The sequence below is a fragment of the Streptosporangium sp. NPDC049078 genome (genome assembly GCF_040648855.1).
Lineage (GTDB): Bacteria > Actinomycetota > Actinomycetes > Streptosporangiales > Streptosporangiaceae > Streptosporangium.
Genome location: NZ_JBEZEL010000005.1, coordinates 159,297 through 181,366 on the forward strand (window position 1 = coordinate 159,297; position 22,070 = coordinate 181,366).

The following is a 22,070-nucleotide window of genomic DNA, read 5'->3' on the forward strand; positions in this document are numbered from 1 at the left end:
GAGTGGTCAGATCGGCGGGGGGTCGAAGTCACACTCGATGCGACGGCCCTCGCTCGCGAGCAGGGCGTCCGGGTGACCTACCTCCAGGGGGCGTTCGTATCGCCGCATCGTGTCGGCGTACAGGAGATCGGCCTCCTTCCCGGCGCCAGTCGCCCGCAGGTCAAGGACGAGGTTGGCGGCGCAGGCCAGGCTCAGGAAGTGGTTCTCGCCGAGGAGCTTGCGCAGCCTGCCGAGGGTGTCCTCGCCGAGCTCGCGGGCACCGTCGCGCTCTCCCATCGCCGCCAGGTCGCTCTGGAGGCTGATGGCGCAGCTCAGCGGGTAGTGGTGGTTGCGGCCGACCTTCGTGATCAGGGCATCCCTGGCCTTCTCGTTCAGGGCGCGGGCCTTCGCGAGGTCCCCGCGCAGGCGATGAAGGATCGCCAGGTTGCCTTCGCAGGCGTTGGTGTAGGGGTGGTCGGCCCCGTACACCTTCGGATAACGGGTGACCGCCTTCTCCGCGATCGCGTACGCCTCGTCGATGTTCCCGGCTGCCCGCAGGGCGTTGGAGAGGTTGATCGCGGCCGCCATGGTGTCGGGGTGAGCGTCTCCGAACAGCCGCTGGAAGCGGGTGTGCGTGTCGTGCGCGAGCTCCAGGGCCTCGGTGATCTCTCCCGCCCGCCGTTTCGCGATGGAGAGGTCCTTGGCGGCCAGCAGGGTGTAGTGGTGATCGAGGGTCAGCTCCTGGACACCGTAGGCGTAGGCCTCCTCGCCCAGGTCACAGGCCTCCGTGTAGTCGCCGCAGAGTCGCACGGTCCTGGCCAGGCTGTTCCACGACAGCAGCAGGGTGCCTTTGCTGATCCCCTCCGCCATGTAGCTCTGCTCCAGGTAGGTCTCCTGGTGCAGCCTGCGCGCCTCCGCGTAGTCACTGGTCAGCGCGTAGTCGAGGGCCAGGTTGTACACCACGCGCAGGGTGGAGGGGTCGGAGGGGCCCAGGCCGTTCATATGGGTGACCCGTGACTCCTGGTCCAGCGTGCGGGCGGCGAGGAAGTCGCCGCGGGCACGCAGCGAGGCCGCGTAGCCGTTGACCGTCGCGAGGGTCTCCGGATGCTCGGGACCGAGGATCTCGGTCATCTTGTCGAGGGTCGCGTGGTCGATGTCGTACGCCCTGGCGTACTGCCCGAGACCTCGCAGGATGTTGCCGAGGTGTCTGTACGCGACGAGCACGTCCAGGTGGTCCGGCCCGCTGACCTGGCTCCATCTCTCGATGAAGCTCGTGATGAACGAATGGGCCGACTGGTAGTTGCCCGACCGGTACAGGTAACGGGCCATGGACAGGGCGAACGACCTGGCCCGCGGATCCGTGCACTCCTCCAGGCCCGAGGGAGCGACGTGGGCGACCAGCTCCTCGAAACCGCGCCACTTGTCGGTGTCGTCGGGATCGTTCGGGGCGCTGCCGGCGAGCAGCACATGGACCTCGTGCCTGACCTCCTGCTGGTCCTTCTCCGGCAGGTCGTCGCGCAGGAGCGCCTGGACCAGACGATGGACCTGGATGGTGCGCGTCGCGGGCTCGATCCTGGCAAGGGCGAAGCGTCTGAGCTCGCTCAGCGCCGTGGCGAGCAGGATGGGGTCGGACAGGATCGCGCTCAGGCGGGGGACGACGGCCTTGTTGCTCCTGCGGAACACGTCGCGCGGGATGGGCTCGGGCCCGAAGAAGGCACAGCAGCGCAGGACCGTGATCGCCTCGGGGAGGCGGTCCTGCAGGAGCGACACCGACACCTTCCAGGCCGCGGTCATCGACAGCGGGTATCCCGGTGCCCGGTTCGCGCCCAGCAGGCGGCTCGCCTGCTCTTCGAGCTGCTCCAGGTATTCGTCGACCGACATGCCGGTCTCGTACTGCAGCGCTCCGGCCTGCTCCAGGGCGAGGGGAAGGTCACCGAGCTGTTCGGCCAGCCGCGAGGCGTCGTCGTCGGGAACCTCTCTGCGCAGGCGCTTCTTCAGGAACGCCACGCTCTCCTCGCGGGTGAAGACGTCGACCTGGAGGGTCTCGAAGTGGTCCTCCCACTTGGGGTTGCGGGAGGTGATCAGGACATGGCCCGGCCCGCGCGGGATGAACTCCGCGACCTGCCCCGGCTCCTCGGCGTTGTCGAAGATCAGCAGCCAGCGGCGGTAGGGGTCACCGCTCTGCAGTGTCCTGCGCACGGCCTCCGCGGCCTCCTCGACGCCGGTGGCCGAGACCGCGGGCAGGCCCAGGTGCGGGGCCATCGCGGCGAGGGCGGACGGCACCAGCACGCGTTGGTCGGCGGGGATCCACCAGACGAGGTCGTAGTGCGAGCGATAGCGGTGGGCGTACTCGATGGCCAGGTGGGTCTTGCCGACGCCGCCCCATCCCTGAAGGGCCTGGGGCTGGGGGACCACGGCGGTGACGGTGCTGATGCCCTGGCGGAGCTTGAGAAGCAGGTCGTCCCGTCCCGTGAAGTTTCTGTTGCGGGGCGGCACTTTCTCCCAGATCTCGGGCTGACGCTCCGGCACCGTGTTCGCGGCGTGTGAAAGCTCCACCACCTCTGGCCTCCGCCCTGTTCGATCCGAAGGATTCTGTCGCCATCTTAGAGCTTGATTCGAGAAGCCGGGCAGAACAGAATCAAATAAATGAACGGCGCATCTTGAATTTCGCGGGCACGGCGGAGGGGTGCCACGCCTGTTTGGGGTGGCCGAAAACAGGTCGTCGGCAAGGTCGTTTAGTAGGGAGCGCAAATGCATTATGACGGTGCGGCGTCGACGGTCTCCATCGACATCACCGATCTGTCGTTCAGGGATCTTGAGAAGGTCGGGAGCGCCTCCCTCAGGAGAGTGCTGGAGGAGTTTTTCGAGCACGGTGCGGATCTGGAGCCGAGCGCGGGTTTCGACAGCTCGATATGAGCGATCGCCTTGCGATTCCGGGCAGAGTGCGACAGAAAGATAAGCGTGAAGCATCCGCCCGTTTCCTGCCGGTCGGTGAGCCGGGCGTCAAGGTCGTGCTCGCTGGGGGTTGACCGCGACAATAGAGTCGTACGGCATCGAGTCCATGACCTGATTGGACCTGCCGTCCGTGAGGTGGTGCCCTGCGTGCACGACATGGGGGAGGCCGAGTGGGAGCGCCTGCTCGACCAGCTGAACAGCGGAGACTGCACGCCCTTCCTGGGGTCGGGGGCGTGCGTGGGCACCCTGCCGACGGGGACGGCGCTGAGCCGCGACATGGCGCGCCGATGGGACTATCCCTTCGCCGACGACCACGATCTCCCCAGGGTGACGCAGTTCGCGGTGATGAGATATGGGGATTCGGTATATGTGAAGAGGCGGATCTGCGACGAACTCGATGCCGGGGGAGCTCCCGACTTCCTCGACCCGCTTGAGCCGCACGCCCTGCTGGCGAGTTTCCCTCTTCCGGTATACCTGACGACGAACTACGACGACTTCATCCTGCGCTCGCTCGAAGCAGTGGGAAAAAGGCCGAATGTGGCAATTTGCCCATGGAACAAAGGGCTTGCCTACGCGGAAGATCTGTTCAGCAGCGAGGCAGGCTGGAACCCCAGGCCTGAGGCTCCGCTCATCTATCATCTGCACGGCAACCTGCAGGATCCGGCGTCGATCGTGCTGGCCGAGGACGACTATCTGGAGTTTCTCACCAACCTCGCGGTGGACGGCGTCGCGGGTGGGCAGCGCATGCTGCCCACCTCCATTCTCGCGGCGCTGACCAGGAGACCTCTGCTGTTCATCGGCTACAGCCTGCAGGACTGGACGTTTCGCGTGCTTTTCCACGGGCTGTTGAAAGCCGTTCCCGGCATCAACCGCCGCAGGCACGTGAGCGTCCAGCTCGCCCCCTCGCTCGCCAGCACGAAGGCGGACGTGCTGGAGGTCCAGCGCCAGCTGGCCAGATACTACGAAGACTGGCGGATCTCCATCTTCTGGGGGACGGCGGAGGAGTTCTGCCGTGAGCTGCGCCGGCGGATGGGACCGGTGCCGTGACCTCCGAGGTGACCCCCGATCGCGACCGGCCCGACGCGACCGGCCAGCCGTACGTCGGCCTGCGGGCCTTCCGCCGCGAGGACCGCGCCAAGTTCTTCGGCCGCGACAGGGAGGCTCGCGAGGTCTCCGACCTGTGGCAGGCCGGGCGCCTGACCGTGCTGTACGGACCGTCCGGCGTGGGCAAGACCTCGCTGATCCAGGCCGGGGTGCTCCCGCTGCTGGACGCGGGCAGGACCGACGTCCTGCCGATAGGACGGGTCTCGCACGGCTCGCCCTTCCCCTCCGCCGCGCTCTCACGGCACAACCCGCACGTGTTCGCGCTGCTGTCGTCGTGGTCCCCGTTGGAGACGCCCACCCGGCTGGCGGGGCTGACGATCCGCGAGTTCCTGGGCCGGCGCCCGCCCCGCCAGGATCCGTACGGCGATCCGGTGCTCACCCTGGCCGCGATCGACCAGGCAGAGGAGCTCTTCGGCGGCTTCGCCCACCGCCAGCCGTACCGGGAGTGGTTCATCGGCCAGCTCGTCGAGGCGCTGGACGACGACCCGAACCTGCGCCTGCTCGTCTCGATCCGGGAGGACCACCTCGCCGCGATCCTGCCCCACGAGCCGAAACTGGCGGGCATGGCCAGAAGCCGCTTCTCACTGACCGCCCTCGACACGGCCGCCGCGGTCCGGGCGACCGAGGGGCCGCTCGAGGGGACGGGCCGCTCGTTCGCCCCCGGCGCGGCGCGGGGGCTGGTGGACGACCTGCGCATGATCAGGGTCGGCAGGGCGCTCGGCGAGGAGGTCGTCGCCGACGCCAAGGTGGTCGAGCCCGTCCAGCTGCAGGTCGTGTGCTCGGCCATGTGGCGCTCCCTGCCCGAGGAGGTGCGGGTCATCTCCTCCGACCACGTCCGCAGGTTCGCCAACGCCGACCGCTCGCTCACCGACTTCTCCGAGCGGATGATCTCCGAGGTGGCCCGTGACCACTTCGGGGGCGACGTCGCGGAGCTCAGGAGCTGGCTGCGCCGCTGTTTCATCACCGAGCTCGGCACCCGCGAGGTCGTCTACCAGGGGGAGACCGTCACCGCCGGCATGCCGAACGCGCTGGTCAGGGCGCTGGTCGACCGCCACATCCTGCGTGAGGACATCAAGGCCGGAACTCGGTGGTGTGAGCTCTCGCACGAGCGTCTCATCCAGCCCATCCTCCAGAACGACCATCTCGTCGTGCGGGCCGAGAGCGGGTCGTTCCCCGACGACTACCTGCGCGCCGCCGAACTCTCGTTCCGCGACGGGGAGTTCGCGCTGGCCGCGAAGCAGGCGGAGGAGGCCCTGGAGCGCTGCGGTGACAACACCAGGTCGCGGGCGGAGATCGAGTCCTTCCTCGGTAACGTCGCGCACCGGCGCGAGGACTTCGAGAAGGCCGTCTCCCACTACCGCACCGCCGCGGTCCTCTTCGAGTCGCTGGGGGCGACCTCGGCGGTCGGCGGCCTTCTCGCCGGGATCGGCAGGCTGCGACTGGCCCAGGGACGCCCTTCGGCCGCGGTGCGGGAGCTGTACTCGGCGATACGCCGCCTGCCCGATGACATGAACATCCAGACCGAGCTCGCCTGGGCGCTCTGGTACGACGGCCATCCCGACGCGGCGCGCGACGTCCTCAACGACGTGCTGGGCAGGGAGGGGAACCTCGCCGAGGCGTTGCGCGCCCGCGGTGAGATCCTCGCCGACCTCGGCCAGGCCGAGGCCGCGCTACGCGACCTCGACAGGGTCCGGCCGCTGCAGTGGCCCTCCACCAGGGCCGCCCACGCTCTCGCGCTGGCCACGCTGGGCCGTTTTCCCGAGGCGGAACGGGAGATCGGGGCTGTGCGGGCCGAGGCGGGAGATCACGGCCCGGTGCTGTTGTACGCCGCCCGCATCAAGGCACTGGCCGATGCGACGGCGGAGGCGGCCGCGCTGGCCCGGCGGGCCGGCGCGGCCAGGTCGCCCGGGCTCCCGGCCCACCTGGTGGCGGAGGCGGAGCGCCTGGTCCGGCTCACCTGAGCGGGCGATTCAGGAGTGGGCGGGGCTTTCCTCTCCGGGCATCAGCCTTTCTCCTCCGGGCATCAGGCTGCCGCGTAGAGCGGGAACGGCCGTCACGATTATCGCGACCACGACCATGGTGACGAAAAGGATCACGGTCGCCCCGTCGCCGCCGAAGCAGGTGACGAGAAGGGCGCCGAGCGGCGCCGCCACCGAGATCGCCACACGGCTGGTGAGCCGGGACACGCTCGCCACCCTCGCGATCTTGTCCGAGTCGAACGCGTGAGCCTCGAAGGTCCTGATGCTGATGTTGCTGAGGGCCCCGCTGCACCCGGTCACCAGCGTCGCCACGGCGAAGAAGGCGGGGTGCCCGCCGAAGGCGGCGATGAACAGCGCCAATGCCCACACCCACACCTGCGCGAACAGCATGTAGGACGGCGGTGTCACTCGCAGGACGACGAGGGACCCCAGGACTCCCCCCAGCCCGCCCCCCGCGAGCACCACCCCGACGATCAGTGGCGACAGCTCCGCCGAGCTCGCGAGAAAGACCATGGTGAGCGCGTTGACCATCAGATTCGTGAAGGCGGTCAGCGCCATCGCGGTGCGAAGAAAGGGTTGCTGGGCGACCTCGCGCAGCCCGTCGCCGACTTTGACCAGCGGACGCGCGTCTCGCCGAACGCCCTTCGCGTCCATTCGCATCAGAAGGCCGAACGAGAGAAAGAAGAGCACGGTGTTGACGGCGGACGGTATCGCCTGCCCGACTCCCAGCAGGAAGCCGCCGAGAGGCCTTCCCGTCAGGACGGCGGTGTGGAAGCTCATCTCGCTTCGCGCGAGCGCGCGGCGAAGTCCGTCACGGCCGGCCAGCATCGGGATCAGCGCGTTCTCCGCCAGCGAGTGCAGGACCCACAGGGCTCCCTCGACGAGGGCGGCCACCAGCAGCTGTGGCAGTGAGGCCGAGCCGCAGAGCAGGGCGAGGAAGACGCTGGCCGCGGCGATCCCTCGGATCGCCTCCGTCCACAGCATGACCCGGCGCGGGTCGAAATGGTCGATCAGAGCACCGGCCGGAATGTACAGCAGCAGGCCGGGAACGGTCGAGGCGAATCCCACCCATCCGGCGGCCATGGGAGAACCGGTGAGCGCCAGGGCGATGAGCGGATAGGAAACGCCGAGGGTCCGGAACGCGGTCATGGAAAGCGCCGAGCCGGCCCACGCCAACCTGAGGTTCCTGGCGTTGCGTATCCGAGGCGCCTTCGCCGGTCCGTCCCCCACAGCTTGCGTATTCCTGTTCTCGTTGTCAGCCGTTGGACAACAGCTGACAACTGATTTGTGAGGTGGGCCGTCAAAATCGCCAGCAGAAGCGGAGAAATGGGACTTTGTTGACATGAAAACGACCAATGGGACCCCTGGAATGCGGGTCCCATTGTTGATTCCAGCCTCGGGAGGCCCAAGCATAGCGCCGATTCACATAAGCGAAATCAAGCCCGCTCTTCCCGCTGGATTCTCGTGCCTCACGCCGTCCTTTCCCGTGGGTCTCCCCACAGGGAAGGGATCAGGCGGGCAGCTGGGCGTCCAGGCGGTAGCCGTCGACGGTGACGTAGACCTGGTCGCCGGGACGGGCGTTCAGACGCATCAGGACGGGCTGCAGCGAGTCGAAGACGGGGTGGTCCCGCCAGACCAGGACCACCGCGTTGTCGCCGGGGCCGGTGACCGACAGCAGCGTGCCGGGACGCATGCCCAGCCGGGTGGCGTACCCCTCGGGCACGGCCACCGGGCCGCCCCGCAGGTGGTCGCTGGTCACCTCGATGCGCTGCCAGCGGCCCGGGTCGGACGACGGGCTCGCGGGCGAGTGCAGCGGGGCCCGCTGGCTGGTGATCAGGTGCGGTCTGGAGTTTCCGCTCGCCAGGGCCGACAGGGTGGCCAGGGCCGCGCGGGGATCGATGGCGCCGGCGTTCACCTGCGGGATCGGCTGCCCGCCGCGGTGGTGGTGGCCGTTGGCCCCCGGGGTGCGGCGTGGCAGCTGCCTGACCTCCTCGGAGGGACCCTCCTGAAGGGCCGCCTCCTGCGCGGTGCTCGCGGCGGCGAGGGCGTCCAGCCAGGGCTGGGCCGAGTGGGCGCGGATGCCGAGCTGGTGCTCCATGAGCCTGAGCGAGTCGCTGTCGATCGGCTTGTTCGACAGGAGCTGGCGGGTCCGCTCGCGCAGGCCGCCCAGATCGCCCACGACGAGCCAGTCGTCCTGGAGCCGCCGGTCCGGCATGAGCGTGACGAGCACCCTCCACAGCGGGGTCCGCAGGGTCGGAACCTCGATCGGGTGCGCGGGGTCGGCGCCGATGAGCTGGTCCTTGGTGGCGGCGGCGCCGAGCCACTCGGTCAGCCCGAACATGTGCCCGGTGAGCGGGGCGGACTCCGGGGAGCGCAGCCAGAGCAGGATGCGTTCCTCGGCGGCGCGCTGGGCCGCCGAGAGCGCGTCACGGTCGGCGTTCAGCTTGTGCGCGAGCGCGCGCAGGCTGATCGGCTCGACCGCGAAGAGCCGCTCCACGGCGACCGCGCGCTCCAGCGGGCTCCAGTCGCGGAACATGTTGTCGACCAGGCGCACCAGCGGATAGTCGTTGAGGTTGACCGGGGGCGCGGGGGCGGCCGGTTCGGGGACCGCCGGTTCTGTGGCCGCGGGCTCGGGGACCGGCACCTGGGGTGCCGGCGGCGCCGACGGCTGAGCCGGGATCCGCGGCGCGGGCGTCTGCGCCGGGTCCTGGTCGTGCTCCTGGAGCGGGACCTGGGCGTGGACGGCGGCCGGCGCGGACGGCGCGGTCTGCTCGGCGAGCCCGGGGACGTGGCTGAGCACCTCGCGGAAGACGGCGGTGACCACGATCTCCGGGGAGGGCATCGCGGGCGCGCTCAGGTCTCCCGCGGTCAGGCGGCGCAGGCGGCTCCAGCCGCCCAGGCCGGCGATGGCCGAGCGCGCGGGCTCCGGCCAGTCGGGCAGGGTGGGATCGACCGTGTGCACGTGCAGCGCGGGCAGCACGTCGCTCAACGGCAGATGATCCCAGCGTGACAGCGAGAGCCGGGCCAGCCTGTCGCAAACCCAGTCGAGCCCCGCGGCGCCGAGGGCCTTTGGCAGGGTGACCGACGACCACCAGCCGGCGGGCAGCCGGGGGTCGGCGAGGGCTTCGGCGACCTGCTGGGGACGGCTCCAGCGCAGGGCCGGGACCAGATCACTCAGGCAGATCGATGACTCGGCATCCATCGGCGGACCGTAACCTCCCCAAAGTGACGCGTGTGGCTAATGGTGCAGCTTACGCCGCAAGCTATCAATTGGCATTAAGAGGGTAAAGCTCCCTGGTACCCAAATCAGACGGTAGGACACGTGGACGGCCACCCAGAACCGTCACGGCCTCCGCCCCGGCACGGCGTCCCGCGTCCAGCGCGACCTCGTCGGCGGCCCCGCTCAGCAGGGCCGTCAGCAGCCCGGCGGCGAACGCGTCCCCCGCTCCAATGGAGTCAACCACCTCGGTGGTGAGCGCGGGAACCCGGGCGGCCAACTTTCCTTCCCTGGCCATCAGCGCGCCGCGGGATCCCAGCTTCACCGCCGCGGCCCCGTAGCGCAGGCTCAGACTCTCGGCCGCCCCCTCGGGGGTCGTCTCGCCGGTGAGCAGCAGCGCCTCGTCCAGGTTGGGAATGACCAGCTGGGCGGGGAGGGTCTCCCGGACGAACCGCTCGACGCCGAACGAGCGCAGGAAACCGGTCGAGGCCGGGTCCACGCTGATCGAGACCCCGCGCAGGGACGCCTCGGCCATCGCCAGCCGGGAAAGTTGGAGCCCAGGCTCGGCGAACAGTGTGTATCCGGACAGATGGAGATGACCCACACCGTCGAGCAGGGTCTCGTCCCAGTCGCCCGTGCCGATGTGCCCGCCCGCGCCCCGGTTGGTGAGCATGGAACGCTCCCCGGTCACGTCCACCATGGCGATCACCACCGCGGTGGGCCGGTCGGGGTCGACCCGCAGATGCGGCCGCACCCCGAACCGCCGCAGTTCGGCGGCGTGCCAGTCGGCGGTGTCGAAGCCGGCCCGGGTCAGGATCCGCGCGTCGGCGCCCAGCCAGGCGGCCCAGGAGGCCGTGTTGGCGCCGGAGCCGCCGGGACGCAGCACGATGTCGGCGGCGGTGTCCGTCCCGACGGCCAGACCGCTCCTGGCGGACCCGCCGTGAAGCGCGACGACGTCGGTCACCACGTCGCCGATGATCAGCAGACCCGTTCCGGCCACGGTGCCCTCAGTCTCCCCGGCTCCAGGAGGCCGCGATCTGCCCGGCGACACGCGCGTTGCCCCGTACCGCGGCCAGGTTCGCCTCCAGCGAGGCGCCGTCGGTGCCGCGCACCAGGTAGCCCAGGAGGAACGGGGTGATGGCCTGACCGGTGATCCGCCGCTCCTCCGCCTCGGCGAGGGCACCGGCGAGGACGCGGTCGTGCAGTTCGGGGTCGAGCTGCTCGGTCAGCGGCACCGGGTTGGCGACGATGAGCGCGGTCTCCGGGCCGCCGAGCGCGTCCTGGGCCCGCATGATGCCCGCCGCCTCGTCGGGGGTCTCGATGCGCCAGTCGATCGGCTCGCCGGAGGAGTGCAGGTAGAAGCCGGGGAACTCGTCGGTGCGGAACCCCGCGATCGTGACGCCGCGCGTCTCCAGCCGCTGCAGGGTCGCCGGAACATCCAGGATCGACTTCACCCCCGCGCAGACCACGGTGATGCGGGTCCGGCTCAGCATGTCGAGGTCGGCCGACTCGTCCTGGCTCTCGGTCCAGCCGCGGTGCACGCCGCCGAGGCCGCCGGTGGCGAAGACCCGGATGCCCGCCCTGGCGGCGAGGAACGAGGTGGCGGAGACCGTCGTCGCCCCGCTCGCCCCGAGCGCGGCGGCGGTGGGCAGGTCGCGAAAGCCCAGCTTGCGAAGCCCCGGCTCGCCGGCGACGCGCTCCAGCTCGCTCTTGTCGAGGCCGATGCGCGCCACGCCGTCCAGCACCGCGATCGTCGCGGGCACCGCCCCGGTCTCCCGGACGATCCGCTCCAGCTCCACCGCGACCTCGAGGTTGCGGGGCTGTGGCAGGCCGTGAGAGATGATCGTGGACTCCAGTGCCACGATCGGGGCACCCCGCTCCAGCGCTTCGGCCACCTCGTCCGAGGGGCGGAGCACACCGGAGAGGGACTGTCGGGTGGTACGCATGAGCTGGTTCTGTCTCCTTGTCCGAGGTCGTAATCATTGCTTGCTTTTGGAACGGTGTAAACGACACCGTCTTCCCCAAAAAGAGCACGTTACGGCGGTTGCGGGGAGACGTCCACTTAAAGATCAGCCAATGACCAGCACCCCGAACAGTGAGATCCCGCCGATGATGGCCGTGGCGATCCCGCCCAGGAGCAGCGATCGCCCGCCCCGCGCGAGCTTTCTCAGATCCACACCGGTACCCAGGGCGAAGAGCGCGGCGGCGAGCAGCACCGCCGTGAGACCGGGAACCACCTCGATGATCTCGGGCGGCACCGCGCCCAGGCTCCGCGCCGCCACGGCCGCGACGAACCCGGCGACGAACAGTGGCACCACCGGCGGGCGCCGCAGCGTGCCGTCGGTGCTCCCGGCACTCCCGGCACTCCCGGTGCTCCTGGAGTTCCCGTCGTCTGCGGCGCTCTCCGCGTTCCGAGGGCCCCCGGTCTTGGAGCGGTCCGTCGCGGCACGGCGCAGGGAGACGGAGGTCAGCCCGACGATCGGGGCGAGCAGGACGACCCGGGCCAGCTTGACGGCGACCGCGCTCACCAGGACACCCGCTCCGGCCGCCGCGCCGATGGCCGCCACCTGCGCGACCTCGTGCACCGAGGCCCCCGCCCACAGGCCCAGCTGCCGCGACGTCAGTCCCAGCGCCCCCGCGAGCAGGGGCAGCGTGACGATCGAGGCGCTGCCGTACAGGACGACCACGCCGACCGCGGCCGCCACGTCGTCGTCGTCACTGTCGGCGACCTCGTGCATCGCGGCCACCGCCGCCGCCCCGCAGACGGACACGCCGGTCGCGATCAGCAGGGACCTGCGCGGCCCCACCCCGAGGCGGCCGCCGATCCACCGCGTCGCGGCGAACGTGACGCCCGTCGCCGCGGCGACCACCGCGAGCGCCCGCCAGCCGAGCGCCAGCAGCTCCGGCAACGCGATCTGCAGGCCGAGCAGCACGATCGCCAGGCGGAGCACCCGGCGGGAGACGAACCCGAGCCCGGGGACGAGCGACCGGCGCAGGCCGCCGAGGTTGGTGAGCGCGACCCCGAGGAACACCGCGATCACGCCGGCGCTCACCCCCGGAACGACCCCGGTCGCGGCCGTCGCCAGGACCACCGCGACGATCGCGGCCCCGAGCCCCGGCGCGAGCCTCCCGAACGCCCCGAGGGTTCCGGGCCGCGCGCCCGGTGCCGATGTCGGTGCCGCGGCCGAGCCCGGTGCCGGGCGTACGGGCGTCGTCGGGGACTGAGTGGCGGAGCCGACAGGACGGGGGGAGTGCGAGACGGGCATGCCCCGAGTGTCGGTGTGACGCCGGGAGGCCGGTAGCCGTCACCTCTGTGGCAGGTCATAGCCTGGCGCTATGAGTGAGCTGCCCGACCTCGAATCCCTGCGCCTGCTCGTCGACGTGGAACGCCTGGGCAGTCTCGGCCAGGCCGCCCGGGCCGCGGGCATCGCGCAGCCGTCGGTGAGCAAGCGCATCTCCCTGCTGGAACGCCGTCTCGGGCTGCCCCTGCTGGAACGCACCCCGCGCGGATCCACCCTCACCCCGCAGGGCGTGATGGTCTCGGCCTGGGCCGCGCAGGTGCTGGCCGCGGCGGAGGAGCTCATGCGGGGGGCGGAGGCGGTACGGCACGGCCGGGCCGCGCACCTGCACATCGCCGCCAGCATGACGGTGGCCGAATACCTGCTGCCGCGCTGGCTGGGCGAACTCCAGGATCGCGAGCCCCAGGTCCAGGTCGGCCTGGACGTGCAGAACTCGGCCGAGGTGGCGAAGCTGATCGGAGGGGAGATCGAGCTCGGGTTCGTGGAGGGGCCATCGGTCCCGGCAGGGCTGGTGTCGCGGGTGGTGGCCACCGACAGGCTCGTGGTGGTGGTCGCGCCGGGGCATCCGTGGGCGCGTCGTCGCACCCCGCTGCTCGCCGCCGAGCTGGCCGCCACCCCGCTCGTCGTCCGCGAGCGGGGGTCGGGCACCCGCGAGACGCTGGACCTCGCGCTCACCGGCCACACGGTCGCCCCCCCGAGGCTGGAACTCGGCTCCAACACCGCGGTCAAGGGCGCCGCCCGTGAGGGCGCCGCCCCGGCCGTGCTCAGCGGCTACGCGGTGGAGGCCGAACTGGCCACCGGCCGCCTGGTCGAGGTGCCCACGAAGGACATCGACCTCACGCGCCGCCTGCGGGCGGTGTGGCGCCACGGCCGCGTCCTCACCGGCCCCGCCGCCACCCTCCTCGACATCACCCTCTCCGCCGCCCGCGAGCGGCGATGACCCCGGACCGACTCCCTCACCTCATCCCATCCACCTCACCCATCACCGATTGGAAGGTCTCGTGCTCCGCTCTCGCTACGAAGCCGTGATCGTCGGCGGCGGCCACAACGGCCTGGTCGCCGCCACCTACCTCGCCCGCGCCGGACGACGCGTCCTCGTCCTGGAACGCCTCGGTCACGTCGGCGGCCTCGCCGTCTCGGCGCAGGCGTTCCCCGGGGTCGACGCGAGGCTCTCGCGCTACTCCTACCTGGTCAGCCTGCTGCCCTCGAAGATCGTCGCCGACCTGGGGCTCAAGATCGAGTTGCGCCGGCGCAGGTACGCCTCGTACACGCCGGTGGGCGACACCGGGCTGCTCGTCGACAACGGCGACGCCGCGCGGACGGCCGCCTCCTTCGCCCGGGTCACCGGAGGCACCGGTGAGCTGGAGGCGTGGCGGCGCTTCTACGGGATGACCGCCGAGGTGGCCCGGCGGATCGCGCCGACGCTGCTGGAACCCCTCGCCGACCGCGCGGCGACGCGGAACCTCGTCGGTGAGGAGGCCTGGCGCGACCTGTTCGAACGCCCGATCGGCGAGGTGGTGGACGAGCGGTTCGCCGACGACACCGTACGCGGCGTGGTCCTCACCGACGCCCTCATCGGCACCTTCGCCGACCCCGCGGGCCCGGACCTGCTCGCCAACCGCTGCCTCCTCTACCACGTGATCGGCGACGGTACCGGTGACTGGAACGTCCCGGTCGGCGGCATGGGCGCGGTCTCCGGCGCGCTCGCCGACGCCGCCCGCGCCGCGGGGGCGGAGATCCTGACCGGCGCCGAGGTCCTCGCGGTCGATCCCTCCGGTGAGGTCTCCTTCCGCGACGCCCTCGGGGAGCACACGGTGACGGGCGAGCGGATCCTGGCCAACGTGCCGCCCGCCGTGCTCGCCCGGCTGCTCGGGGACGCCGAGCCCGCCACCCCCGAGGGGGCACAGCTCAAGGTCAACATGGTGCTCTCGCGGCTGCCGCGCCTGAGGGACACCGGGGTGGACCCCGCGGCCGCGTTCAGCGGCACGTTCCACATCAACGAGGGTCGCGACCGGCTCGCCCGCGCGTACCGGGAGGCGTCGGCGGGACGGATCCCCTCGCTGCCCCCGGCCGAGGTCTACTGCCACTCGCTGACCGACCCCTCCATCCTCGGCCCGGAGCTGCGCCGGAGCGGAGCCCACACGATGACGCTGTTCGGCCTGCACATGCCGGCCAGGCTGTTCCGGGAGGACCCGGCGGGGGCGCGCGAGGCGGCGCTGCGCGCCACACTCGCCTCGATGAACGAGGTGCTCGCCGAACCCGTCGAGGACTGCCTGCTGCGCGCCCCCGACGGCAGCTTCTGCCTGGAGGCCAAGACCCCGGTCGACCTGGAGAACGAGGCGGGCCTGCCCGGCGGTCACATCTTCCACCGCGACCTGTCCTGGCCGTACGGGGAACCGGGGGGCTGGGGCGTGGAGACCGCCTTCGAGCGCGTCCTGCTCTGCGGCGCGGGCGCCAGGCGCGGCGGCGGCGTCAGCGGCATCCCCGGCCACAACGCCGCGATGGCAGCGATGGCGCCGCTCACCTGAGGCGTTCATCCCGCTCTCATGGTGTGCGTCTACCGTGGAGGTCATGGCTGAGGGTGAGGCGGCGCGGGTGCTGGTCGTGGACGACGAGCCCGCGCTCAGGGAGGCGCTGCAGAGCAGCCTGGAGTTCGAGGGCTACCGGGTCGGCGTCGCCCCGGACGGCCAGGCGGCGCTGGAGGCGATCGACCGGGAGCCGTACGAGCTGGTCCTGCTCGACGTCATGATGCCCAGGATGGACGGGCTGACCGCCTGCCGCAGGCTCAGGGCGGCGGGCAACCACCTGCCGGTGCTCATGCTCACCGCCCGCGACGCCGTGGGCGACCGGGTGTCCGGCCTGGACGCGGGGGCCGACGACTACCTGGTCAAGCCGTTCGAGCTGGACGAGCTGCTGGCCCGCGTCCGGGCGCTGCTGCGGCGCGGCGCCCTGAGCGCCCCCACGGCCCGGGACGACGGGGTCCTCATCTTCGGCGACCTGCGGATGGACACCGCGGGGCGCGAGGTCACCCGCGCGGGCGAGCCGCTGGAGCTGACCCGCACCGAGTACCTGCTGCTGGAACTGTTCATGATCCACCCCCGCCAGGTGCTCACCCGCGAGCAGATCCTCGGCGAGGTGTGGGGCTTCGACTTCGAACCGTCCTCCAACTCCCTCGACGTCTACGTCATGTACCTGCGCCGCAAGACCGAGATCGGCGGGCGCCCCCGGCTGATCCACACCGTCCGGGGCGTCGGATACGTGCTGCGGACCTCCGCGTGAACGGGCGCCGCTCCCTGCGCTCCCGGCTTACCCTGCTGGTGGCGGCGGCCGTGGCGCTCGCGATCGCGGTGTGCGCGGCGCTGTGCTGGTTCGTGGTGAAGGCCGAGCTGCTGCGGCAGGTGGAGCGCTCGCTGGAGGGACGGCCGCAGGGCATCGAGTGGATCGCTCCCTACTGCCACGAAGGGCCGCGAGGGGTGGGGGTTCCGGGAGGTCCCGACCATCCCGGAAAGGTCCCCGATGGCCCCGATCACCCCGGAGGGGCCCCCGGTCGCAGGCCGCTGCCCCGCCTCGCGCCCATCCAGCTCCTCTACGCCGACGGCGAGAGGTGCGTGGCCGGTTCCACCCCCGTCAAGGTCACCCCGGCGGACCTGGCCCTGACCCACGGCCCCCCGGGCCGGCAGGTGTTCAGGAACGGCGTCACCGACGACGGCGAGGAGGTCCGGGTGCTGACGAGGAACGTCCGGCCCGGTGTCGCGGTCATGGAGTCCCGATCCCTGGAGGAGGTCCGCACCACCCTCGCCACGCTCGCCGGGATCCTCGCGGGAGTCACCGCGCTCGGCGTGCTCGGCGCCGCCTCCGCCGGGCTGCTCGTCTCCCGTACGGCGCTGCGCCCCGTCGGCCGCCTCACCGAGGCCGTCGAGTACGTCGCCAGGACCGAGGACCTCGACACCAGGATCCCGGTCGAGGGCAACGACGAGATCGCCAGACTGGGGGTCTCCTTCAACGCGATGACCACCGCGCTGGCCGGGTCCCGCGAGCGCCAGCGGCGGCTGATCGCCGACGCGGGCCACGAGCTGCGCACCCCGCTCACCAGCCTGCGCACCAACATCGACCTGCTGCTGCGCAGCGAGAACGCCGGCCGCCCTCTCGACGCCGCTCCCAAACGCAGGCTGCTGACCAACCTCAAGGCCCAGTTCGAGGAGATGTCCACGCTCGTCGGGGACCTGCTGCAGCTCTCACGGTCGGAGGACGAGCACGAACCGCACGTCGAGGTCGCCTTCCACGACGCCGTCGAGGCGGCCGTACGCAGGGCGCGGCTGCGCGCCCCCGACACCTCGATCGAGGTGGAGCTGAGCCCCTGGTACCTGCTGGGCGACCAGGCGGCCCTGGAGCGGGCCGTGGTGAACCTGCTGGACAACGCGGTGAAGTTCTCCGCCGACCGGGCCGAACCCGTGCAGGTGCGGCTCGGCGACGGCGAGCTGACCGTGCGGGATCACGGCCCCGGCATCCCGGAGGAGGAGCTGCCGTACGTGTTCGACCGGTTCTGGCGGTCCTCCTCGGCCCGCAGCATGCCCGGCTCGGGGCTCGGGCTGGCCATCGTCGCCAAGGCGGTGCGTGACGCCGGGGGAGAGGTGGAGCTGAGGAACGCCGAGGGCGGCGGCATCCTGGCGCGGGTCCGCCTGCCGGGCTCCTCGGCCCGCGCCCACATTCCCGCGGCGCCGTGAGGCTTCTCATCAAGCGTTAAGGACCCGCTCAGCGAGAGTCCAGAGGGCGCGGTGAGCGTGGGGGCCGACACGAGGGGCCGACACGAGGAAGGCATCGCCATGAAGAACATCGACCGGAGAACGGCTCTGGCAGGGCTCGGCACCGTGGGCCTCGGGACGCTGCTGGCCGCCTGCGCCGGATCGGACAGCAGCACCACGCGGGTGGCGACGACGACGGGAGGCACCGCGACCGTTCAGCCGACCACCGCCTCCTCCACCGGACTGGCCGCGCTGTTCGAGGACGCGCCGACGTGCGTTTTGACCGAGGAGACCACCCAGGGGCCGTACCACTTCGACGCGGGCAAGATCCGCAGCGACATCCGCGAGGACAGGCAGGGGAGCACGCTGCGGGTGGCGATCCGGGTGCTGGACGCCGCCACCTGTGAACCGATTCCCAGCGCGGTGGTGGAGATCTGGCACTGCGACGCGGGAGGCGTCTACTCCGGTTTCGAGAGCGCCTCCCAGGCGGCGGGCGGTGGCCCCACGGGAGAGCGCCCGACCGGCGCGCCGCCGAGTGGCGGCCCCGGCGGCCAGGGAGAGGGCGTCCAGGGGCCGGGAGCGGACGACGGCATGGCCGACGCCACGCCCACCGACGAGAAGCGCTACCTGCGCGGCGCCCAGGTCACCAACACCGACGGCATCGTGGAGTTCGTCACGATCTACCCGGGCTGGTATCAGGGACGTAGCGTGCACATCCACGCGATGGTGCACATCGGCGACTCCCGGGTGCTGACCACCCAGATGTTCTGCGACGAGACGGTCTCCGACCAGGTCTACGCGGCACGGCCGTACGCCGACCACACCGGGCAGCGTCTGAGGAACGAATCCGACTCCATCTACGACGACAGCCTGCTGATGAAGCTGACCGTGGAGGGCGACGGCCACCTCGGGGTGATGACGTTCTCCGCCCCCGCCGCGAAATGACCCTCTGAGCACAGCCCCTCGGCCATGGCCGAGGCCTCTCTCACCGCGACGTACCGGCCACGGCGACCTGGCCGTCCGCGCCGGGCTCTTCGCGGGCTCTTCGCGGGCTCTCCACGGGCTTCAACGTCGTCCGAGGGCAGAGGAGGGAGTTCGTCCTGTGCCTCCGACCAGCCCTTCCACCGCCGCGGCTGAGGCCGGCGGTGACGTTGCGACGCCCCGGCGGTCGCCCGTATTCGGTCACCGTCTTCTTCGCCCGTACGGTGACCGAATACAGCCGATGAGACAGGCGTGCAGGTATTGACTGATCCGCTGATCAGGAGTAGTGAGCGGCGGTCCGAGCTGCTGTAGTCTTGCGCCGTGCATAGCGGAGGAGGGGCGCGCAGCAGCCGCGCCGACCAGGCCGACCAGCGTCGAGCGGAGCTCCTTGAAGCCGCCAGGCGAGTCGTGCTGGAGCGCGGGCTGGCCAGCACCCGCGTCGCCGACATCGCCAAGGCGACGAACGTGAGCGGCGGGCTGATCCACTACCACTTCGCCACCAAGGACGATCTCATCACCGAGATGCTCCGCAGCACCAGCGACTCCGAGGTCCAGCGGCTGAAGGAGATCGTCGCCGGTCCCGGCACCGCGCTCCAGCGTCTCGACCGCGTCCTGCGCTTCTACATCCCCGCCTCCCGTTCCGACCAGAGCTGGATCCTCTGGGTCGACGCCTGGGCCGTCGGGGTGCGCGAGGAGCACGTCCGCGCGATCCTGCTGGAGCTTGAGGGCGCCTGGATCGAGATCCTCGGCCAGGTGATCTCCGACGGCGTCGTCTCGGGCGAGTTCACCTGCGACGACCCGCTGGGCTCGGCCGAGCGGATCGACGGCATGCTCGACGGCCTCGTGGTCCGATACACCCTGCACGCCGGCAACATGTCGCGGAGCCGGATGCTGCACCACGCCCGGGTCGCCGCCGCCCGCGAGGTCGGCCGCGACCTCGCCGACTTCCCCGACGTGCCTGCCGAGAACTGACGGCCGCGGGCGCCCCTTCCGTGAGCCGGCCGGCCCGGAGGTTCGGCCGGTCCTGGTGAGCACGGCTTCGGCACGCATCCGGGCGACGGCGCGGACCGCCTGTTCCTCAGCCCTCGATCAGGGTGGGAAGGTGAGCCGGAGCGCGGCCGGTGCGAGCGGGTCTCAGATCCGTTTGGCGCCGATCTTCTTCAGCCACTGGTCGCAGTTCCCGCACGCGGAGCGAGCCTGCCACTTCCCGCCGGTCGCGTTCCAGGTCTGGGCGTGGAAGTAGAGCATGTCCTTGGGAATCTTGGCCATCTCGGTGATACCGGTGCTGTTGAGGTACGCGTTCATCGCGGCGACCTCTCCGCACGCGGTGATCGGCCAATCCTCGACCTGGCTCACGCCGGTCAGGACCTTCGCCATGACCGGATGCTTCGTGGAGAGGGAGTATTCCCCGCTCGTCCCCGACCAGGTCTTGCCCGTCCCGGCATGACTGACGACGGCGATCACCGTGCCCGCCTTTCTGCCCGCGCCCGCACCGTACTTCCTGGTCAGGCGCTGCGCCTCTTCCAGCGCTTTGGAGGCGAGCGAGTCCTTGTCCTTCTTCTCCTTCTCCTGAGCCTTCAGCGTCTCCATCCGGGTCGTATGGGCGACGAAGGTCCCCCAGGCGCCCGTGTCGTTCTCCTCCAGCCACGCGATGAACTCCTCGCGAGCCGTGCTCTCGGCCTTGTCGTAGTAGGCGATGGCGTACGTCAGGCTTGACAGCTTTTTGTCGATGGCCTCGAAAGGGTCTCGTTTGCTGGCCAACTCGGGCACGTGGGTCTTGATGTAGGTCTGCAGGTCGGTTCGAACGGCACTGGCCCACTCCGGGAAGTCCGTCTCCGGCACCTGGTCGGCGAAGGTGGGTGTGCTCGTCTGCTCGGACATCGGAGTCCTCTCCGTCGGTGTGAGCCGACTGACGGACCGCCTCGATCGCCCCCGACAGGCGTCACGCGCCGGCAAGGCCGCCGGGATCGGCGGCCTGCTTCCCCACGAGTGTCCGAGCAGGCGATGAACGACCGATTGCCGTCCGATTGGCGGCACCGGGATTCGCGGTCGGACGGGTCGAGGTGGCATGGACAGGACCGAGTGGCGGACCCGCGTGCGCCCACGCGCGAGGGCGGTTTCGCGGCACCCGGCGTACGGGAGACCGGCCCGGTGCCGGGGCGCTCAGATCCGGGGGGTGGGCATGGCGGCGAGGAGGAAGGCGAGCCGGGCCGCGGCGTCGTCGATGTCGTCGCTGGTGCCGAGCCGATATCCCCACGAGGTGATGAAGCCGCCGTCCTGGGCGCAGGTCACGGTCTCCGCCAGGGTGTTGCTGAAACGGTTGCGGACGTAGACGTACGCGGGGTCGCCGAACGAGATCCGCTGCACGGAAAGGTCGCCGTGCAGCCGTATGGCGGCAATGAATCTCTCAAGACAAGACAGCGTGTCCAGCATCGTGAGTCACCTCCGTCTGGACAGAGAATTGCACGATCTTGGGATGCTAATCAAGCAATTGCAGGGTTTAGTCCTTTAATTGTCCTGATAAATCGCTGAGTACTCGGACGATCACCGATCTGGCGCCCTCGCCAAAGGCCGCGACCTCGCGGAGTTCCTCGAAAGCCTGCATGTAGAAGGCGACGTCCTCCGGGTCGCGCAGAAGCAGGTCTCTCGTCCTGGTCGGCACCGTCACATGGTCCTCGTCGTACACCCAGAAACCGTTGAGCGGCGCCGAGGGCAGGGGCGTCTCGAAGGGGATCACCCCGAACTCCACGTTCGGCAGCGCGGTCACCGCGAGTAATCGGTCGAGCTGCCCGCGCATCACGTTCAGCGGGGCCAGCCGGTAGCGCAGCGCCGCCTCCGGGATGACGAACCTGAAGCGTTTGCTCTGGTCGTAGAGGACGTCCTGGCGCTGCATGCGCACCCGGATGGCCGCGTCGATCTCCTCGGGCTCCCGGTAGAGGCGCTTGATCCGCGTGAAGATGCTCCGGGCGTACTCGGTGGTCTGCAGCAGCCCGATGATCACGCCGGGCTCGAAGGCCCGCAGCAGGGTCGTCCGCGCCTCCACGTCGCGGATGTCCTCCTGGAGCGTGACCAGCGCGCCGCGGTGCCGCTGCCGCCAGGAGTCCTGACGGTCCAGCAGGCCCGCGGCCTGCTCCAACAGCGCCTGGACGACCTCGGGGGAGGCGTCCACCGCCCGCGCCCACCGGGTGACGTCGTCCTCGGTGACGGTCTGGCGGGCGTTCTCGATCCTGGAGACCTTGGACGCCTGCCACCTCAGCCGCTCGGCCAGGTCCTTGCCCGACAGGTGGGCGGTCTCTCGCAGGTGCCGCAGTCGCATGCCGAGCTCGGTCCTGGCCTGCTGGAACCCGCTCACCCGATCTCCTCGGCCGTTCCTGCGGGCCGTGTGCCGCGGCTGTGGTCCGCCCGTCGTTCCCGCGTGCTCACGTCGCCTCCCCATGGTGCGGAACGACGCTAGCCCCGAGCATGTGGATCAAACCATAGAGCACTCCTAATCGTGACCAATATTTACAGAAAGTACTCGGCGGGCGATCTCTACGAGAAGCTCACGGGGTACCTCGACGGCGGTTTCGCCGTCCAGGACGTGGCGCAGGTCGGCCATCGCCTCGGCGTCGGTCACCCGGAGACCCTGCACCACGATGGTCCCGCGATCGGTTTCGTAGAGGGAGGGACAGGCCCCCGCCTCAGAGGTGGAGCCAAGAAACCGGAGGCGCATGTTTGAGTCCTTCCCCGAATCACACTCATGGAGCAATTGCGTGCAATCCTAGATTTCGGAAGGTTGCATGAAGGTTTCAAAGCCGGACGGCGCGTATTCCGC

The 22,070-nt window shown here is 70.5% G+C and carries 19 protein-coding genes; 9 read left to right on the top strand and 10 right to left on the bottom strand.

Annotated features, from left to right (window positions below):
• Window positions 1-6: 6 nt before the first annotated feature.
• Window positions 7-2,538, bottom strand: coding sequence for an FxSxx-COOH system tetratricopeptide repeat protein (gene fxsT, locus AB0B90_RS09840; RefSeq protein ID WP_350944030.1), 2,532 nt, complete (start codon window positions 2,536-2,538; stop codon window positions 7-9).
• 192 nt (window positions 2,539-2,730) lie between these two features.
• Here fxsT and AB0B90_RS09845 point away from each other — a divergent pair, with 192 nt between their 5' ends.
• The 3 genes from AB0B90_RS09845 (at window position 2,731) to AB0B90_RS09855 (ending at window position 5,999) form a co-directional block, all read left to right on the top strand.
• Entirely contained in the window at window positions 2,731-2,895 is a 165-nt protein-coding gene (locus AB0B90_RS09845; protein WP_350944028.1) for a hypothetical protein, read from the top strand.
• A gap of 195 nt (window positions 2,896-3,090) precedes the next feature.
• Complete coding sequence (locus AB0B90_RS09850; protein ID WP_350944250.1) at window positions 3,091-3,981, top strand: SIR2 family protein; 891 nt, start codon at window positions 3,091-3,093, stop codon at window positions 3,979-3,981.
• Window positions 3,978-5,999 (top strand): tetratricopeptide repeat protein, encoded by a 2,022-nt coding sequence (locus AB0B90_RS09855; protein WP_362921968.1) that lies wholly within the window; start codon window positions 3,978-3,980, stop codon window positions 5,997-5,999. The genes AB0B90_RS09850 and AB0B90_RS09855 overlap by 4 nt, the downstream gene beginning before the upstream one ends.
• A 9-nt stretch (window positions 6,000-6,008) precedes the next feature.
• On the opposite strand, the gene AB0B90_RS09860 is transcribed toward AB0B90_RS09855, so the two are convergent.
• The 5 genes from AB0B90_RS09860 to AB0B90_RS09880 all read right to left on the bottom strand — a co-directional run bounded on the left by AB0B90_RS09860 (window position 6,009) and on the right by AB0B90_RS09880 (window position 12,500).
• Window positions 6,009-7,430, bottom strand: coding sequence for an MFS transporter (locus AB0B90_RS09860; protein WP_362921970.1), 1,422 nt, complete (start codon window positions 7,428-7,430; stop codon window positions 6,009-6,011).
• 97 nt (window positions 7,431-7,527) lie between these two features.
• Window positions 7,528-9,219 (bottom strand): hypothetical protein, encoded by a 1,692-nt coding sequence (locus AB0B90_RS09865; RefSeq protein WP_362921972.1) that lies wholly within the window; start codon window positions 9,217-9,219, stop codon window positions 7,528-7,530.
• Window positions 9,220-9,283: 64 nt separating this feature from the next.
• On the bottom strand, window positions 9,284-10,234 hold the full coding sequence (locus tag AB0B90_RS09870; protein ID WP_350944021.1) for a sugar kinase: 951 nt from the start codon (window positions 10,232-10,234) through the stop codon (window positions 9,284-9,286).
• A 7-nt stretch (window positions 10,235-10,241) separates the two neighbouring features.
• A complete protein-coding gene (locus AB0B90_RS09875; protein WP_350944019.1) occupies window positions 10,242-11,180 on the bottom strand; it encodes a pseudouridine-5'-phosphate glycosidase in 939 nt (312 codons plus the stop codon).
• A gap of 123 nt (window positions 11,181-11,303) precedes the next feature.
• Window positions 11,304-12,500, bottom strand: coding sequence for a putative sulfate exporter family transporter (locus AB0B90_RS09880; protein ID WP_350944017.1), 1,197 nt, complete (start codon window positions 12,498-12,500; stop codon window positions 11,304-11,306).
• A gap of 70 nt (window positions 12,501-12,570) precedes the next feature.
• On the opposite strand from AB0B90_RS09880, the gene AB0B90_RS09885 reads away from it, so the two are divergent.
• From AB0B90_RS09885 to AB0B90_RS09910, 6 genes are all read left to right on the top strand, one after another.
• Entirely contained in the window at window positions 12,571-13,473 is a 903-nt protein-coding gene (locus AB0B90_RS09885; RefSeq protein ID WP_350944016.1) for a LysR family transcriptional regulator, read from the top strand.
• Window positions 13,474-13,534: 61 nt separating this feature from the next.
• Window positions 13,535-15,061 carry an NAD(P)/FAD-dependent oxidoreductase gene (locus AB0B90_RS09890; protein WP_350944014.1) on the top strand — a complete coding sequence of 509 codons (1,527 nt, stop codon included), beginning with the start codon at window positions 13,535-13,537 and terminating at the stop codon, window positions 15,059-15,061.
• A gap of 43 nt (window positions 15,062-15,104) precedes the next feature.
• Window positions 15,105-15,812 carry a response regulator transcription factor gene (locus AB0B90_RS09895; RefSeq protein ID WP_350944012.1) on the top strand — a complete coding sequence of 236 codons (708 nt, stop codon included), beginning with the start codon at window positions 15,105-15,107 and terminating at the stop codon, window positions 15,810-15,812.
• Window positions 15,809-17,257: a HAMP domain-containing sensor histidine kinase gene (locus AB0B90_RS09900; protein ID WP_350944010.1), complete on the top strand. Its 1,449-nt coding sequence runs from the start codon at window positions 15,809-15,811 to the stop codon at window positions 17,255-17,257. The genes AB0B90_RS09895 and AB0B90_RS09900 overlap by 4 nt, the downstream gene beginning before the upstream one ends.
• A gap of 99 nt (window positions 17,258-17,356) precedes the next feature.
• Window positions 17,357-18,220: an intradiol ring-cleavage dioxygenase gene (locus tag AB0B90_RS09905; protein WP_362921976.1), complete on the top strand. Its 864-nt coding sequence runs from the start codon at window positions 17,357-17,359 to the stop codon at window positions 18,218-18,220.
• A 357-nt stretch (window positions 18,221-18,577) separates the two neighbouring features.
• Window positions 18,578-19,228, top strand: a complete 651-nt coding sequence (locus AB0B90_RS09910; protein WP_362921978.1) for a TetR/AcrR family transcriptional regulator — start codon at window positions 18,578-18,580, stop codon at window positions 19,226-19,228.
• A gap of 162 nt (window positions 19,229-19,390) precedes the next feature.
• On the opposite strand, the gene AB0B90_RS09915 is transcribed toward AB0B90_RS09910, so the two are convergent.
• The 4 genes from AB0B90_RS09915 to AB0B90_RS09930 form a co-directional block, all read right to left on the bottom strand.
• On the bottom strand, window positions 19,391-20,137 hold the full coding sequence (locus AB0B90_RS09915; protein ID WP_350944006.1) for a hypothetical protein: 747 nt from the start codon (window positions 20,135-20,137) through the stop codon (window positions 19,391-19,393).
• A gap of 282 nt (window positions 20,138-20,419) precedes the next feature.
• Window positions 20,420-20,689, bottom strand: coding sequence for a hypothetical protein (locus AB0B90_RS09920; protein ID WP_350944005.1), 270 nt, complete (start codon window positions 20,687-20,689; stop codon window positions 20,420-20,422).
• Window positions 20,690-20,756: 67 nt separating this feature from the next.
• Window positions 20,757-21,608: a helix-turn-helix transcriptional regulator gene (locus AB0B90_RS09925; protein ID WP_350944003.1), complete on the bottom strand. Its 852-nt coding sequence runs from the start codon at window positions 21,606-21,608 to the stop codon at window positions 20,757-20,759.
• A gap of 135 nt (window positions 21,609-21,743) precedes the next feature.
• A complete protein-coding gene (locus tag AB0B90_RS09930) occupies window positions 21,744-21,968 on the bottom strand; it encodes a hypothetical protein (protein WP_350944002.1) in 225 nt (74 codons plus the stop codon).
• Window positions 21,969-22,070 lie beyond the last annotated feature (102 nt).